The following is a 13,962-nucleotide window of genomic DNA, read 5'->3' as shown; positions in this document are numbered from 1 at the left end:
GGCGCTTGTTCTCGCCATCCTCGGACAGCCCGGAGCCCGGCGCCGCTCTTGTCGGAAATCCGCAGGCTCTGGCCTGAACCACCGTGAACGGACCCCGTTCCAGCCTTTTGCCCGCGCCCAGGCATCACTCCGCGCAACCAGCCGTCCAGCTTTCGCCGCCATCGCCATCCCGACATCGCGATTTCAGTCATCGCTTTCGCCACAAACGGCTGCATTTGATCAAATGAGCATTTATTTCCCCGTTGGGGATTGATAATCTTGTCGCAGCCAAAGGGGCAATCTTTCCATTGCCCTGCAGCGCGCATTTAGGTATGTGCCCTTGAACTCGTTTTCCGGAGGGGACTCTCATGGCTGATACCACGCCGACCGGCCCGATCGAACTTGGCGCGCAGATGGACTACGCCGAGCACGAGAAAACCTATTCGATGTTCATTATGCTGTCCAAATACGGCACGCTGTTCTGCGTCGCGCTGATGATCGCCATGGCATTCGGCTTCTTCACGCCGGCGGGCTTCTTCTCCAGCCTCGTGCTGTTCCTGATCATCTGCGGCGTCGGCGGCTTCCTGCTGCGTGACGTACCGACCCACATTCGCTGATTGATTTCCTGGCAGCCGCCGGGTTCCCGCGCCGGTTCGTGTCACGGCCAATTTCCGGTCGAAGCTGAACCGACGATCTTCCTGCGAAGAGCGTGGACCAAAAGCGGCTGCACGCAATAACCTTGCCGGCGAAGCGCCCGGCAGGGCATGGTCCTGATAAGTTTTTGGTACGGGTGCGTCGGCGGTCTCTTTCGTCACTACCCCAGTAGATTTCGTTGGTAAGGCGCCGACGCGTCTGTGTGCGTCCGGCACTTTACGTTTGGTAAGGTTCCAACCGAAAGGACGTCACGGTGGGCCAGACGATATTCATACCCAGAGAGTTGGATGCGATTGAGAGCCGTGTAGGGGCTTCGCCGGATACGGTGAAACGCCTTGTGGGTCTTGGTTTTGCCGTTGTTGTCGAGGCGGGGGCTGGCACCTTGTCGCGCATTCCCGATGCCGATTATGCGGCGGTGGGGGCGGTGATCGGCAAAGCCGGCGATGCCGCCAAGGCCGATGTCGTGCTGAAGGTGCGCCGTCCTTCGGAGGCCGAGGTCAAGGGCTACAAGCAAGGTGCCGCCGTGCTGGCCACCATGGATCCCTATGGCAACGAGGCCGCTGTGGCGGCGATGGCCAAGGCCGGTGTGACGGCGTTCGCCATGGAGTTCATGCCGCGCATCACCCGTGCCCAGGTGATGGACGTGCTGTCGTCGCAGGCCAACCTCGCCGGTTACCAGGCAGTCATCGACGGTGCCGCCGAATATGACCGGGCGCTGCCGATGATGATGACGGCGGCCGGCACGGTGCCGGCAGCAAAGGTGTTCATCATGGGCGTCGGCGTTGCCGGCCTGCAGGCGATCGCCACGGCCCGCCGCATGGGCGCGATCGTGACTGCCACCGACGTGCGTCCGGCTGTGAAGGAGCAGGTCGCCTCGCTCGGCGCAAAGTTCCTCGCCGTCGAGGACGAGGAGTTCAAGGCCGCCGAGACCGCTGGCGGCTACGCCAAGGAGATGTCCAAGGAGTACCAGGCGAAGCAGGCGGCTTTGACCGCCGAGCACATCGCCAAGCAGGACATCGTCATTACCACCGCACTGATCCCGGGCCGTCCGGCGCCGAAGCTGGTGTCGGCCCAGATGGTTGCCTCGATGAAGCCGGGTTCGGTGCTTGTCGACCTCGCCGTCGAGCGCGGCGGCAATGTCGAGGGTGCGGTGCCGGGCAAGGTCGTCACCACAGCCAATGGGGCAAAGATCGTCGGCCATCTCAACGTGCCGGGACGGGTCGCGGCGTCCGCCTCGCTGCTTTACGCCAAGAACCTGTTCGCCTTCCTCGAGACCATGGTCGACAAGACCTCGAAGCAGATCGCCATCAACCGCGATGATGAGCTGGTCAAGGCAACCATGCTGACCGACGGCGGCAAGGTGGTGCACCCGAACTTCGCCAATGCGGCTGCGGCAGCGGACAAGCCAAAACCGATCGTTGCCGGCCAGAACCGCGGCGACGATCCGGCGAGCGATGGTGCTGCACCTGCCAAGGCAGCAGCGAAGAAACCCGCCGCCAAATCGGACAAACCGGCCGCTGCGAAAAAGCCCGCTGCCAAGAAGCCGGCCTCAAGCGCCGGCGCCAAGACGTCATCTGAGGGAGACGCGTGATGGAAGGTCTTCAAAAAGCCCTCGACCAGCTCGACCAGGCGGTCGCCGCCGTCCGGCTCGGCGTCCAGGATCTCGCCACATCAGAAGGTGCGGCGGAAGCTGCCGGCAATGCGGCGCATGCTGTGTCAGGCGGTGCGATCGACCCGTTCGTGTTCCGCTTCGCCATCTTCGTTCTGGCGATCTTCGTCGGCTATTACGTCGTCTGGTCGGTGACACCGGCCCTGCACACGCCTTTGATGGCCGTCACCAACGCCATCTCCTCGGTCATCGTCGTCGGTGCGCTGCTCGCCGTCGGCATCGCCGCCTCCGGCCTTGCCACCGGCTTCGGCTTCGTCGCCCTGGTGCTGGCCTCGGTCAACATCTTCGGCGGCTTCCTCGTCACCCAGCGCATGCTGGCGATGTACAAGAAGAAGGACAAGTGACGTGACCCTGAACCTCGCTTCCTTCCTCTACCTCGTCTCCGGCATCCTGTTCATCCTGGCCTTGCGCGGCCTGTCGCATCCGACCACGTCCCGCAAGGGCAACACCTACGGCATGGTTGGCATGGGTATTGCCATCGTCACCACGCTGGCGCTGGCCAAGCCGTCCGCGACCGGCCTCGGCTTGATCGTGCTCGGCCTCGCCATTGGCGGCGGTGTCGGTGCGGTTACCGCACGGCGCATCGCCATGACCTCGATGCCGCAGCTGGTCGCTGCCTTCCACAGCCTCGTCGGCATGGCCGCCGTCATGGTGGCCGCCGCCGCGATCTATGCACCCGAAAGCTTCGGCATCGGTGCCGTCGGCGCCATCCATGGCCAGGCGCTGGTCGAGATGAGCCTTGGCGTTGCCATCGGCGCCATCACCTTCACCGGCTCGGTCATCGCCTTCCTCAAGCTCGATGGCCGCATGTCGGGCAAGCCGATCATGCTGCCGGCCCGCCACCTGATCAACGCAGCACTCGGCATCGGCCTGGTCGTGCTGATCGTGCTGCTGGTCACCACCCAGTCGACCACCATCTTCTGGCTGATCGTGGCGCTCTCGCTTGTCCTCGGCGTGCTCTTGATCATCCCGATCGGCGGCGCCGACATGCCGGTGGTCGTGTCCATGCTCAACTCCTATTCGGGTTGGGCGGCAGCAGCCCTCGGCTTCACGCTCGGCAACCTCGCACTGATCATCACCGGTGCGCTGGTTGGCTCGTCTGGTGCGATCCTGTCCTACATCATGTGCAAGGGCATGAACCGCTCGTTCATCTCGGTCATCCTTGGCGGCTTCGGCGGCGAGACGGCGGCAGCTGTCGACGACGGCATCCAGCGCACGGTCAAGACGGGCGCTGCCGACGACGCGGCGTACCTGATGATGAACGCCCAGAAGGTCATCATCGTGCCGGGCTACGGCATGGCTGTGGCCCAGGCCCAGCATGCGCTGCGCGAGATGGCCGACAAGCTCAAGGCCAATGGCGTCGAAGTCAAATACGCCATCCACCCTGTCGCCGGCCGCATGCCCGGCCACATGAACGTGCTGCTCGCCGAGGCCAACGTGCCCTACGACGAGGTCTTCGAGCTCGAAGACATCAACAGCGAGTTCTCGCAGGCCGACGTCGCCTACGTCATCGGCGCCAACGACGTCACCAACCCGTCGGCGCGTGACGACAAGAGCTCGCCGATCTATGGCATGCCGATCCTCGACGTCGACAAGGCCCGCACCTGCCTGTTCGTCAAGCGCTCGCTCGGTTCAGGTTATGCCGGCATCGACAACACGCTGTTCTACAAGGACGGCACCATGATGCTGCTCGGCGACGCCAAGAAGATGACCGAAGAAATCGTCAAGGCCATGGATCACTGAGCCAACAGCTCAACCATCCACACCCAAGACAAACAAAAGCCCGGCATAGCCCGGGCTTTTTTGTTGCCCTGAACTGGCATACCCTGACGCTGTCTGCTGAATAGTCTTCGCTCTTGTCAGGGGGAATTGCGATGAATGTCAGCCCCGCACCAAAACGGCCTGCGGCCAGCGACAATGCGCGCCAGGCAGTGGTCATCGTCCACGGTATGGGCGAGCAGCGTCCGATGGACACCATCCGCAGCTTCGTCAGTGCCGTCTGGAGCTCCGACCTCAGCCGGACGGAAGGCAAGTTCGGCGCGCGCAAGCCGGATCCCGACGGTGATGGCCTGATCAACAAGAGCTGGGTGCATCCCGACAGGCGGGCGCGCTCCTACGAGCTGCGCCGCATCACCACACCCGATGACGTTAACGGCCGGCGCACCGAGTTCTACGAGCTCTACTGGTCCGACATCACCCAAGGCACCACCGTCCAGCGCCTTGTGGCCTGGGTGAAGGGCCTTCTGCTGCGCAAATGGTCCGATGTGCCCGTGGACGCGCGGCGGCTCTACATCGCCGCCTGGGGGGGGCAGTGCTGATCGCCACGCTACTAATCGTGCCCAACCTGATCGAGTGGTTCGGGCTGGGCAAGGTGCTCTTCCCCGGCTGGGTGTGGAGCATCGCCGCTGTCGCCGTCGGCTGGCTGGTCAGCCAGTTCCTGCTGCCTTATTTCGGCGACGTCGCGATTTACGTCCGGGCCGAGCCCGACACCATCGCCAAGCGCACCGAGGTTCGGGAGAGGGGGCTTGCGCTGCTGCGCGGGCTGAACGACGACCCGGCCTATGACCGCATCGTCGTCGTTGCCCACAGCCTGGGCACCATCGTCGCTTATGACATATTGCAGCTGCTGTGGGCTGAGCGCGCGCCGAGCGGCCGCAACAACCGCACCGAGCCGGAGCTGCTCAAGGCATTCCGCGCGGTCGGCAAGAAGGCGCTCCCGATCGACAGCGCCGAGCGGGCCAAGGTCACGATGGATTCCGCAGAGCTGGCTGAATTTCGCGGCCTGCAATGGCAGCTCTACCGGCAGCTGCGCACCGCCCCGTCGGACAAGCTCGACAGCTGGAAGGTCAGCGACTTCGTCACCTTCGGCAGCCCGCTCACCCATGCCGAATTCCTGGTCACCCACAATGCCGCCGACTTCGCGAAGGCGGTCGACGAGCGGCTGCTGTCGACCTGCCCACCGGTGTCGGAGGGCAAGAACCCCAACATCCTCTATCCCTCGCGCTCACCGAAATACCCGCATCACGCGGCGGTCTTTTCCGCCACGCGCTGGACCAACATCCACGACAAGGGCAATGGCTGGCTGACCGGCGATCCGATCTCCGGCCCACTGGTCGAGAATTTCGGCCCCGGCATCCTCAACGTCCAGGTCAGCCTGAACTGGGCGCTCGGTCGCATCTTCACCCACACCAATTACTGGTCGACCGCTGCTGAGGGTTGGGAGGTGTTGCCATCGGGCGAACGCGGGCCGCGCAGCCATCTCGACGTGTTGCGCGACGCCGTCGACCTCGGCCGCGAGGCTGACCCCGTTCCGCCCGCGCCAAAGCCGACTGTCCGCCGGCGCGGGAAGCCTGCGAGCCCGACAGTCTAGCGCTGGGCTTCGGTTGCCATCTTCACGGCCATGCCGGCCAACACCGTGCCCATCAGCCAGCGCTGCACCGCGACCCAGCCGGGATTGTTGGCGAGGAAGGTCGAGATCGACCCCGCCGACAGCGCGATCATCGCATTGACCGAGACGCTGATGCAGATCTGGATCGTGCCGAGCAGCAGCAACTGGGCCAGCACGTTGCCGGCCGCCGGGTCGATGAACTGCGGCAGCAGCGACAGATAGAACACCGCGACCTTGGGATTGAACAGGTTGGTGAAGAAGCCCATGGCGAACAGCTTGCGCGGACTATCCTTCGGCAATGCACGGACGTGGAACGGCGAGCGGCCGCCCGGGCGGATCGCCTGCCAGGCGAGCCAGAGCAGGTAGGCGGCACCGGCGAAGCGGATGGCGTCATAGGCATAGGGCACGGCGAATATCAGCGCCGTGATGCCGAAGGCGGCGCAGAGCATGTAGACGACGAAGCCGAGCGCCACCCCGCCGAGCGAGATCAGGCCGGCCCTAGGACCCTGGCTGAGCGAACGCGACACCAGGTAGATCATGTTGGGGCCTGGTGTCAGCACCATGCCAAGGGCAATGGCGGCAAATGCGATGAGGCTGGCTGTCTCGGGCATGCGCGTTCCCTCCGGAGCTGGCCGTCCAGCTGGCGAAGAGATGCCGGGAAATTGCCTGGCTTGAAAGAGGGCAGGCGAGGGCCAACGATTGCGACAGCGGGACCCTGTGCCTCGCCTTCTCTGAGATTGGCGGCGCAAAAATGCCGGGCACGGGAAAGTCCTCCCGCACCCGGCATGTCTAGGTGTCAAGACGGCTGTTACTTCAGCGGCGCCGTCAGCTGCAGCGCGCCGATGGCGACTGCGGCGTTGAGGCCGGTCTGGTTGGTCAGGCTGACGGGCTGGAGCGCGATCGAGCGGCTGGAGCCGCCGACAAGCACGTTAGCGCCGAGGCCGACGGCGACTGTCGCTTCGGCCGTTGCGCCGAGATAGTTGCCGGCGAGGCCGCCCGGGTCATAGACGTCGCGGCTCGGGGCCAGCACCAGCCACTCCAGCGCGCCGCCGGTCGTGGTGCCGATGTCGACGCCATATTTGTTGATGCGGCCGGAATAGATCTCCTGCGCGCGGTTGCCAAAGGCCGGCGTGAACGTGCACTGCATGTCCTTGCTCGAGCCGATGATGAAGCCGGTGCCGCCGTTCACGGTGCAGCTGAGCATGCCGAGCTTGGCGCCGAACTGCGCGTGGGCAGGTGCCGCAAACGGCACGAGGGCAAGGGCGAGGATGGCAAGCTTTTTCATGGGCGGAATCCTTTCAGGCATGAAGCGATATCAACCGCATAGCCGCTGAAAGGTTCCCTCCGGGGCGGCTAGCCGATCTCACGCAATCGCCGGCGAATCTCGTCGGCGAAACGCATCACGCGCTCTGGCTGCGGCTTTTCTGCGGCATAAAACGACAGCATGGCGAAGCGGGCCTTCGGCGCGCAGGCCTTGAACACACCCCATTTAAGGATGCGGCGCACCGGACGGTGCATGATCAGCCGGTCGATCCACCACGGGCTGCCCAGCGTGGTGATGGCCACGACATGGCGCAGCTTGCCGAGCAGCGGCTTGATCGGGCCGAAATCAGTGGCGTGGTCGAAGGCGATGCCGGGGGCGAACACCCGATCGACCCAACCCTTCAGCATCGCCGGCAGGCCGAACCACCAGGTCGGGAACACCAGCACCAACACCGCCGCCTCGCGCAGGGCTTGAGCATGGGCCTCGAGTGCGGCCGCGTCGAAGCGCTCGCCATAATAGGAGCCACGCTCGGCGGGCGTCAGGCGCGGGTCGAAGTCTGTGCGGTAGAGGTCGAGCAGCTCGACCTTGTGGCCGGCACTGGTGAGCGCGGCAATCGCCGTGTCGGCGAAGTGCCGGTTCAGGCTCTCGGGCAGCGGATGCGACAGGACGACGAGGCAGTTCACGGCTGTGCCTCGTCGGAGAAGGTCAGGCGCCGCCGCGCGTGCGGGCGAGACCGTCGACCGCCGGCTTGTAGTTGGGGTCGAGGCGCACTGCCTCGGCATAAGCCTTGGCGGCCTTGGCCTTGTCGCCGCGGCGCTCGTAGATCAGCGCCTGGTTGGCCCAGCTCTCGGCGATCTTGCCATCGAGCTTGATCGCCATGTTGAAGTCGGCGAAGGCGTTGTCGTCGTCGCCGGTGGCGAGATAGGACAGGCCGCGGCCGTTATACGGCTCGGCGGCATCCGGCGACAGCGAGATCGCCTTCGAGAAGTCCTCGATGGCAAAGGCGTGCTGGCCCTGCTGCTGATAGATCAGGCCGCGATTGTGGTAGGCGCGCGGGTCGGTGGTGTCGAGCTCGATCGCCTTCTGGAAATCGGCGAAGGCGTCCTGGGTGCGGCCTGCCTTGCGGTAGAGATTGCCGCGGCCGATATAGGCGGCGTCGTAGGACGCGTTGAGCTGGATCGCCTTGTTGTAGTCGGCCAGTGCTGCGGCCTGGTTGCCCTGGAAGCGGTAGATCAGCGCCCGGTTCGAATAGGCCTGGTAGAAGTTCGGGTTGAGCTGCAGCGCCCGGTCGAAGTCCTCCAAAGCCTCGCGATACTTGCCGCCACGGCCATAGGCCGAGCCGCGCACGTTGTAGGCTTCGGGATCGTTGGGATTGCTCGAGATGACGGCGCTCAGCGACGAGATGTTCTCGCTCGAGCCCTGCATGGTGTCGATGCGCGTCAGCTCGCCGGCCGGGCCGGACGACTGGCAGCCGGCAACGGCCATGGCGACCAGCACGAGAGCTGTCATGGCGCCGCCGCGCAGCACGGAGTTGCGGTTGCTCATGACTGCATTCATCGCTGCGTGTCCCTCGCTTGCGCCTCTACGGCTTGAGCGCCGCGTCCGGTGACGTCCGGACAAAACAAAAAGGTGGCGGCGATTTTTGGTCGCCCCACCTTGTCGTTATCCTTCGAAAAGGACCAAAGATTGGCAGATCAACGTGCCGGACGTGCGCCAGCGCCTGCACCAGCAGCAGCTGCCGGGCGCGGCGTGCTGGGCAGCAGGCCTTCGCGCTGGGCGCGCTTGCGGGCCAGCTTGCGGGCGCGGCGAACGGCTTCAGCCTTTTCGCGAGCACGCTTTTCAGAAGGCTTCTCGTAGTGACCGCGCATCTTCATTTCACGGAAGATGCCTTCGCGCTGCATTTTCTTCTTCAGCGCGCGAAGCGCCTGGTCAACATTGTTATCGCGGACGAGTACCTGCACGTGTGATCCTGTCTTTCGGGTTCTAATCTGAAGGTTCCGGCCATAGCCAGAATGCCTTCGCGATGGGTTCCACCGGGAATTGTCGGCGGCAGATAGCAGAATCAGCCCTGCTTGTCCACTCCAAAGGCCGCGTTTCCTGAGAACTGTGGGAAACGGGCGGCCCGCGGTGCGCACTTCCGCCGCATTCGTCGCCGAGGAAGCCTCTCCCATCTTCCGACCCGACATGCAAGGCATTCCATGCGCTCACTGATCTTCGCCCTGGCGCTTGCCGCCGCCATTCCGCATGCCCAGGCGGCCGATCTCATCGGCTTCTGGGACAAGCCGCAGCATGGCGGCAACAGCTTCAACCGGCTGCCGCCTGATCAGGCCTATTTCGACGCGCTGCGCGGCTATGGCGCCACCTGGGTGCGGCTGTCCTATGACAAGTGGAAGCCGGAAAAGCGCGACTTCCTGATCGGCACCGCCGACAGGTATGACGGCCTCGTCGCCTCCGACGTGAAGACGCTGAAGGACGTGCTCGACCGCGCCGACAAGGCCGGCCTCAAGGTGGTGATCGCGCCGCTGTCGCTGCCGGGCATGCGCTGGGCCCAGAACAACGACAAGAAGTTCGACGGCCGCCTGTGGGCCGACAAGGAATACTGGACCCAGGCAGCCGACTTCTGGCGCGACCTGGCGAAGGAGCTCAAGGACCATCCGGCGGTTGCCGCCTACAACATCGTCAACGAGCCGGCGCCGGAAAAGGAAGGCGGGCTTGCCGAGCACGCCAACGTCGCCGAGATGCGCGCCTGGTACACCAGGAATGCCGGCAGTTCGCGCGACCTCAAGGCCTTCTACGAGACGGTCATCGCGGCGATCCGCGAAGTCGACCCGACGACCCCCGTCATGGCCGACGCCGGCTGGTATGGCGCGGCCGATGCTTTCTCCTACTGGCCGGCGGGCCTCGCCGACCAGCGCGTGCTCTATTCCTTCCACATGTACGAGCCCTATGCAGCGACCAGCGCCCCCAACATGAAGCGCGACAAGCCCTACGCCTATCCGGGCAAGGTGCCTTACGGCGAAGGCGAGGAGAAATGGGATGCCGAGCGCGTCCGCGCCTATCTCGACCAGCCGATCGACTGGGCCGACAGCCGCGGCATCGCCCGCAACCGAGTCGTTGCCGGCGAGTTCGGCTGCATGCGCCGCCTGCCGCTCTGCAAGCAATATCTCGAGGACGTGCTGACCAACCTCGACGAGGACAAGCTGCACTGGGCTTTCTACAGCTTCCGCGAGGACGCCTGGGACGGCATGGACTACGAGCTCGGCGCCGGCAAGGTGAACTGGAAATACTGGGAAGCCCAGGAAAAGAACGAGCCCGATCCGGTCAAGCGCAAGTCGACATCGGAGTTCGAGCCGATCTCCAAGCGACTGGCTGCGGGCAAGCAGCCGTCTTAAGCACAATTCCGGACGGAAAACCGCGGCTCGCTTTTCCCGGAATTGCGCTAGGCCAAAAACTTCAGCCCGTTGACGACCTTGTCGACGAGCTTGCGGTCGCCGTGCAGGCCGAGGCCGACAATGTCGAGCTCGGCGGCCGGCGTCGCCGCCACCGAGGCGCGGTTGTCGGCGTCGTTGCTGGTGACAAACAGCGGTCGCGTGTAGATCGAAAACGCCATGCCGCGCGAACGCGCCCGCTCATAGGTCCGCCGTATCGTCTGGCTGTCCGCGCCATAGACGAAGACCGGCTCGCGGATCATCGCGAGATAGAAGTTGTCGTCATTGTCCTTGTAGGGTTCGCCGGCCATCTCGGGATAGCCGTGCATCAGCCCGCCGGTCAGGAAGGCTGCGACATTCACCTTCTGCCAGGGCGCGAGTTCGTCGAGGAGGATGAGGGCGGTCTTGGTCGGGTACATCATGGCCCAAGGCTAGCCGTGTCCGACACCGGGGTCTTGAACGTTTGTGCAGGGACCACGACATTGCGGTTTCAGCCAGCGCGGACCCCGCTTGATGTCCCCCTCTTCGAAGACCGAAGACTTCATCGCCACCGACGAACCGGTCCACGGGCTGCAGCGCCTGGTCGCGCGCTTCGGCGGCCACGCCTACGACCCGCACCGCCACGAGACCTATGCCGTCGGCCACACGCTGTCGGGCGCTCAGGCCTTCCGCTATCGCGGCAGCGACAGGATCAGCGTCCAGGACGAGTGCATGGTCATCCACCCCGACGAGGTGCATGACGGCCACGCCGGCGCGCCCGAGGGCTTTTCCTACCGCATGCTCTACATCGAGCCATGGCTCGTCTGCCGGGCGCTCGGCCGCGACAGCCTGTTGCCCTTCGTGCCGGGCGTGGTCGAGCGCGACGCCGGGCTTGCCGCCCTGATCGACGACGCCTTCGCCGATTTCCCCAATCCGATGGAGCCGCTGCAGGCCGATGCCTTCATATCAGATGTTGCAGCACACCTCGCCCGGCGCAGCGACGATGCCAGGCCGCAGCGCGCGGCGGCGTTGCCCGTCGAAAAGATTGCCGCGGCACGTTCGTTCCTCGCCGAGGAGTTCGACCGGCAGGTGACATCAGATGATCTCGAGCGCATCACCGGCCTCGACCGCTTCGAGCTTTCCCGCGCCTTCCGCCGGCTTCTCGGCACCTCGCCACATCGCTATCTCGTCGGGCGCAGGCTGGCGCACGCGCGTTCCCGCATGGCTGCGGGCGAGGGGCTGGCCGAGGTCGCTGCGGCCTCCGGATTCGCCGACCAGAGCCACATGACGCGTCATTTCCGTGCCCGTTTCGGCATCACGCCAGGCCGCTTCGCCGCCCTTGCCGGTGCCGGCAGCAGCTGACAACTGGCCCCCACAGTACCGCCGCGTGCACCATGAAAGCGCGGCCCCGCGGGTCTATGTCAGCCTGTCTCTTGAAATGCGCCCGGAGTTTTTGCCGTGACCGATACAGCCATGCCCGCCCGTTCGTCGTCCGCCGATGGCACGGTGATGGCAATTCTTCTCGCGGTCAGCTTCAGCCATTTCCTCAACGACGTCATGCAGTCGCTGATCTCGTCGCTCTATCCGATGCTGAAGGACGACTATAAGCTCGACTTCTGGCAGATCGGCCTTTTGACCACCACCTTCCAGGTCACTGCGTCGCTGCTGCAGCCGGTCATCGGCATGTACACCGACAAGAAGCCGCTGCCGTTCTCGCTGCCGGTCGGCATGTGCCTGACGCTGATCGGCCTGCTCACGCTGGCCTTCGCGCACAGCTATGAGATGCTGCTCGTCGGCTCGGCCTTCGTCGGCCTTGGCTCGGCGATCTTCCATCCCGAATCCTCGCGTGTCGCGCGCCTCGCTTCTGGTGGCCGCTTCGGCCTTGCCCAGTCGCTGTTCCAGGTCGGCGGCAATTTCGGCTCGGCGCTCGGGCCGCTGCTTGCCGCCTTCATCGTCGTGCCTTTGGGGCAGGGCGGCATCGCCTGGTTCTCCATCGCCGCCATGGTCGGCATCGTCGTCCTGATCCGCGTCAGCGTCTGGTACAGCCGCCACATCGTCAGCGCCGCCAAGCGCGCGGCCCCCACGCTGTTCAACCCGCTGCCGCGCAACAAGGTTATATCGGCGCTTGTCGTGCTCGCCATCCTGGTCTGCTCCAAGCAGGCCTACACGGCCAGCCTGTCGAGCTACTACACCTTCTATGTCATCGAGCGCTTCGGCGTGTCGGTGCAAGAATCGCAGTACCTGCTGTTCTTGTTCCTCGGCGCGGCAGCGCTTGGCACCTTCCTCGGCGGCCCGATCGGCGACCGCTTCGGCGCCAAGACGGTGATCTGGTTCTCGATCCTCGGCGTGCTGCCGTTCACGATCATGCTGCCTTATGCCGACCTGTTCTGGACCAAGGTGCTGACGGTGCTCATCGGCCTGATCCTGGCCTCGGCCTTCTCGGCCATCGTCGTCTTCGCCCAGGAGCTGGTGCCCGGCCGCGTGGGCCTCATCGCCGGTATCTTCTTCGGCTTCGCCTTCGGCATCGGTGGCATTGCTGCCGCGGTGCTGGGCGTGATCGCCGACTCGCGCGGCATCGAATACGTCTTCAAGCTGTGCTCGTTCCTGCCGATGCTGGGCCTGCTGACCGTGTTCCTGCCCAACATGAAAGCGGCGCGCCTGGGCAAGGCCTGAGGCCAATCGCGTTTGGAGCATGATCCCGGTCGCGGGTCATGCTCCAGCGATCTGCTGGCCGACATCAGGAACATTGCGCAGCTTGTCGGGATTGCGCGTCACATAGATCGCGACGACCTTTCCGTCTTCGATGTTGAGCGCCGTCGTCTGGACCGTCGTTCCCTCTTCCATGGTGACGAAGCCCGGCAGGCCGTCGATGATCGCGTAGCGGATCAGCTGTGACGGACGCACGGCAAACAGGCGCGCAAGGCTTGCATGGCGTGCCATGACGGCGTCGATGCCGACCAAGGGTCGTGACGGCGCCGCAACCTGGCCGCCACCATCAGCGTAGGTAACGACGTCCTCGGCGAGCATTGTCCGCAATGCCGCGAGATCGCCTGTCCTCGATGCATCGAAGAAGGCGGCGGCGAAACGCAGGCCTTCTTCCCTGGGGATCGTGAAGCGTGGCCTGGCGTCATGGATATGCGTCCGCGCCCGGCTGGCGAGCTTGCGGCAGGTGGCGGCTTCGCGCCCGATCGCTTCCGCCACCGCCTCGAACTTCAGCCCGAACACGTCGTGCAGCAGGAACGCCGCCCGCTCCAGAGGCGACAGGCGTTCCAGCGCGATCATCAAGGGCAGCGTGATGTCGTCCGCCGCCTCGCCGTCGTCGGGATCGAAGATGGGATCCGGCAGCCAGGGGCCGATGTAGGTCTCGCGCAGGCGCCTCGTCGACTTGAGCTCGTTGAGGCACAGGCGCGTGACGATGGTGCGCAGATAGGCCGCCGGCTCCTCCACCATGCTGCGATCAGCGGCGAGCCAGCGCAGCCAGGCGTCGTGCACGACATCCTCCGCATCGGCGATCGATCCCAGCATCCGATAGGCGAGCCGGACAAGGCCCGGCCGCTGGTCGGCGAAGGTTGTGCTCAACGCAATCTCGTTCATCGCGCGC

The 13,962-nt window shown here is 64.9% G+C and carries 16 protein-coding genes; 9 read left to right on the top strand and 7 right to left on the bottom strand.

Annotation, left to right across the window (positions count from 1 at the left end; translation table 11 throughout):
* Positions 1-347 precede the first annotated feature (347 nt).
* The 6 genes from ACSQ3E_RS05270 (at position 348) to ACSQ3E_RS05245 (ending at position 5,672) form a co-directional block, all read left to right on the top strand.
* Positions 348-596 carry an aa3-type cytochrome c oxidase subunit IV gene (locus tag ACSQ3E_RS05270; protein WP_310322547.1) on the top strand — a complete coding sequence of 83 codons (249 nt, stop codon included), beginning with the start codon at positions 348-350 and terminating at the stop codon, positions 594-596.
* Positions 597-886: 290 nt separating this feature from the next.
* Positions 887-2,224, top strand: coding sequence for a Re/Si-specific NAD(P)(+) transhydrogenase subunit alpha (locus tag ACSQ3E_RS05265; RefSeq protein WP_436121864.1), 1,338 nt, complete (start codon positions 887-889; stop codon positions 2,222-2,224).
* Positions 2,224-2,646, top strand: a complete 423-nt coding sequence (locus ACSQ3E_RS05260; RefSeq protein WP_432288986.1) for a proton-translocating transhydrogenase family protein — start codon at positions 2,224-2,226, stop codon at positions 2,644-2,646. The genes ACSQ3E_RS05265 and ACSQ3E_RS05260 overlap by 1 nt, the downstream gene beginning before the upstream one ends.
* A 1-nt stretch (position 2,647) precedes the next feature.
* Positions 2,648-4,045, top strand: a complete 1,398-nt coding sequence (locus ACSQ3E_RS05255) for an NAD(P)(+) transhydrogenase (Re/Si-specific) subunit beta (RefSeq protein WP_310322543.1) — start codon at positions 2,648-2,650, stop codon at positions 4,043-4,045.
* Between the two features lie 131 nt (positions 4,046-4,176).
* Positions 4,177-4,620: a hypothetical protein gene (locus tag ACSQ3E_RS05250; RefSeq protein WP_436121863.1), complete on the top strand. Its 444-nt coding sequence runs from the start codon at positions 4,177-4,179 to the stop codon at positions 4,618-4,620.
* The gene (locus tag ACSQ3E_RS05245) at positions 4,614-5,672 is read left to right on the top strand and encodes a hypothetical protein (RefSeq protein ID WP_436121862.1); all 1,059 of its coding nucleotides are present in this window, start codon (positions 4,614-4,616) and stop codon (positions 5,670-5,672) included. Before ACSQ3E_RS05250 ends, ACSQ3E_RS05245 begins: the two co-directional genes overlap by 7 nt.
* Here the strand turns inward: ACSQ3E_RS05245 and ACSQ3E_RS05240 are convergent.
* The 5 genes from ACSQ3E_RS05240 to rpsU form a co-directional block, all read right to left on the bottom strand.
* Positions 5,669-6,301 (bottom strand): LysE family translocator, encoded by a 633-nt coding sequence (locus ACSQ3E_RS05240; protein WP_436121861.1) that lies wholly within the window; start codon positions 6,299-6,301, stop codon positions 5,669-5,671. The two genes, ACSQ3E_RS05245 and ACSQ3E_RS05240, sit on opposite strands and share 4 nt — an antisense overlap.
* Positions 6,302-6,498: 197 nt before the next feature.
* On the bottom strand, positions 6,499-6,975 hold the full coding sequence (locus ACSQ3E_RS05235) for a DUF992 domain-containing protein (protein ID WP_436121860.1): 477 nt from the start codon (positions 6,973-6,975) through the stop codon (positions 6,499-6,501).
* A gap of 68 nt (positions 6,976-7,043) precedes the next feature.
* Positions 7,044-7,637 (bottom strand): NAD(P)H-dependent oxidoreductase, encoded by a 594-nt coding sequence (locus tag ACSQ3E_RS05230; protein ID WP_436121859.1) that lies wholly within the window; start codon positions 7,635-7,637, stop codon positions 7,044-7,046.
* Between the two features lie 22 nt (positions 7,638-7,659).
* A complete protein-coding gene (locus ACSQ3E_RS05225) occupies positions 7,660-8,499 on the bottom strand; it encodes a tetratricopeptide repeat protein (protein WP_409014602.1) in 840 nt (279 codons plus the stop codon).
* A 149-nt stretch (positions 8,500-8,648) separates the two neighbouring features.
* Positions 8,649-8,915 (bottom strand): 30S ribosomal protein S21, encoded by a 267-nt coding sequence (gene rpsU, locus ACSQ3E_RS05220; RefSeq protein WP_067958156.1) that lies wholly within the window; start codon positions 8,913-8,915, stop codon positions 8,649-8,651.
* Between the two features lie 237 nt (positions 8,916-9,152).
* On the opposite strand from rpsU, the gene ACSQ3E_RS05215 reads away from it, so the two are divergent.
* A complete protein-coding gene (locus ACSQ3E_RS05215) occupies positions 9,153-10,346 on the top strand; it encodes a glycoside hydrolase family 5 protein (protein WP_436121858.1) in 1,194 nt (397 codons plus the stop codon).
* Positions 10,347-10,393: 47 nt separating this feature from the next.
* On the opposite strand, the gene ACSQ3E_RS05210 is transcribed toward ACSQ3E_RS05215, so the two are convergent.
* On the bottom strand, positions 10,394-10,804 hold the full coding sequence (locus ACSQ3E_RS05210) for a DUF2000 family protein (protein ID WP_436121857.1): 411 nt from the start codon (positions 10,802-10,804) through the stop codon (positions 10,394-10,396).
* A 91-nt stretch (positions 10,805-10,895) separates the two neighbouring features.
* Between ACSQ3E_RS05210 and ACSQ3E_RS05205 the strand changes: the two genes are divergently transcribed.
* Together ACSQ3E_RS05205 and ACSQ3E_RS05200 are read left to right on the top strand one after the other, a co-directional pair.
* On the top strand, positions 10,896-11,723 hold the full coding sequence (locus ACSQ3E_RS05205) for an AraC family transcriptional regulator (protein ID WP_436121856.1): 828 nt from the start codon (positions 10,896-10,898) through the stop codon (positions 11,721-11,723).
* 147 nt (positions 11,724-11,870) lie between these two features.
* Complete coding sequence (locus tag ACSQ3E_RS05200) at positions 11,871-13,034, top strand: MFS transporter (protein ID WP_436121977.1); 1,164 nt, start codon at positions 11,871-11,873, stop codon at positions 13,032-13,034.
* A gap of 36 nt (positions 13,035-13,070) precedes the next feature.
* Here the strand turns inward: ACSQ3E_RS05200 and ACSQ3E_RS05195 are convergent, their stop codons facing one another.
* Complete coding sequence (locus ACSQ3E_RS05195) at positions 13,071-13,955, bottom strand: sigma-70 family RNA polymerase sigma factor (protein WP_436121855.1); 885 nt, start codon at positions 13,953-13,955, stop codon at positions 13,071-13,073.
* Positions 13,956-13,962: the final 7 nt, after the last annotated feature.

Origin of the sequence: Aminobacter sp. LjRoot7 (assembly GCF_964252895.1) — a bacterium.
Lineage (GTDB): Bacteria > Pseudomonadota > Alphaproteobacteria > Rhizobiales > Rhizobiaceae > Aminobacter > Aminobacter aminovorans_B.
This window is presented reverse-complemented; position numbering and strand designations above follow the sequence as displayed.

Excerpts from the sequence above, each read along its gene's own strand:
- ACSQ3E_RS05270 (WP_310322547.1), top strand. The coding sequence starts at position 348 with ATGGCTGATACCACGCCGACCGGCCCGATCGAACTTGGCGCGCAGATG.
- ACSQ3E_RS05260 (WP_432288986.1), top strand. The coding sequence starts at position 2,224 with ATGGAAGGTCTTCAAAAAGCCCTCGACCAGCTCGACCAGGCGGTCGCC.
- ACSQ3E_RS05250 (WP_436121863.1), top strand. The coding sequence starts at position 4,177 with ATGAATGTCAGCCCCGCACCAAAACGGCCTGCGGCCAGCGACAATGCG.
- ACSQ3E_RS05240 (WP_436121861.1), bottom strand. The coding sequence starts at position 6,301 with ATGCCCGAGACAGCCAGCCTCATCGCATTTGCCGCCATTGCCCTTGGC.
- ACSQ3E_RS05235 (WP_436121860.1), bottom strand. The coding sequence starts at position 6,975 with ATGAAAAAGCTTGCCATCCTCGCCCTTGCCCTCGTGCCGTTTGCGGCA.
- ACSQ3E_RS05225 (WP_409014602.1), bottom strand. The coding sequence starts at position 8,499 with ATGAGCAACCGCAACTCCGTGCTGCGCGGCGGCGCCATGACAGCTCTC.
- ACSQ3E_RS05215 (WP_436121858.1), top strand. The coding sequence starts at position 9,153 with ATGCGCTCACTGATCTTCGCCCTGGCGCTTGCCGCCGCCATTCCGCAT.
- ACSQ3E_RS05210 (WP_436121857.1), bottom strand. The coding sequence starts at position 10,804 with ATGATGTACCCGACCAAGACCGCCCTCATCCTCCTCGACGAACTCGCG.
- ACSQ3E_RS05205 (WP_436121856.1), top strand. The coding sequence starts at position 10,896 with ATGTCCCCCTCTTCGAAGACCGAAGACTTCATCGCCACCGACGAACCG.
- ACSQ3E_RS05200 (WP_436121977.1), top strand. The coding sequence starts at position 11,871 with ATGGCAATTCTTCTCGCGGTCAGCTTCAGCCATTTCCTCAACGACGTC.
- ACSQ3E_RS05195 (WP_436121855.1), bottom strand. The coding sequence starts at position 13,955 with ATGAACGAGATTGCGTTGAGCACAACCTTCGCCGACCAGCGGCCGGGC.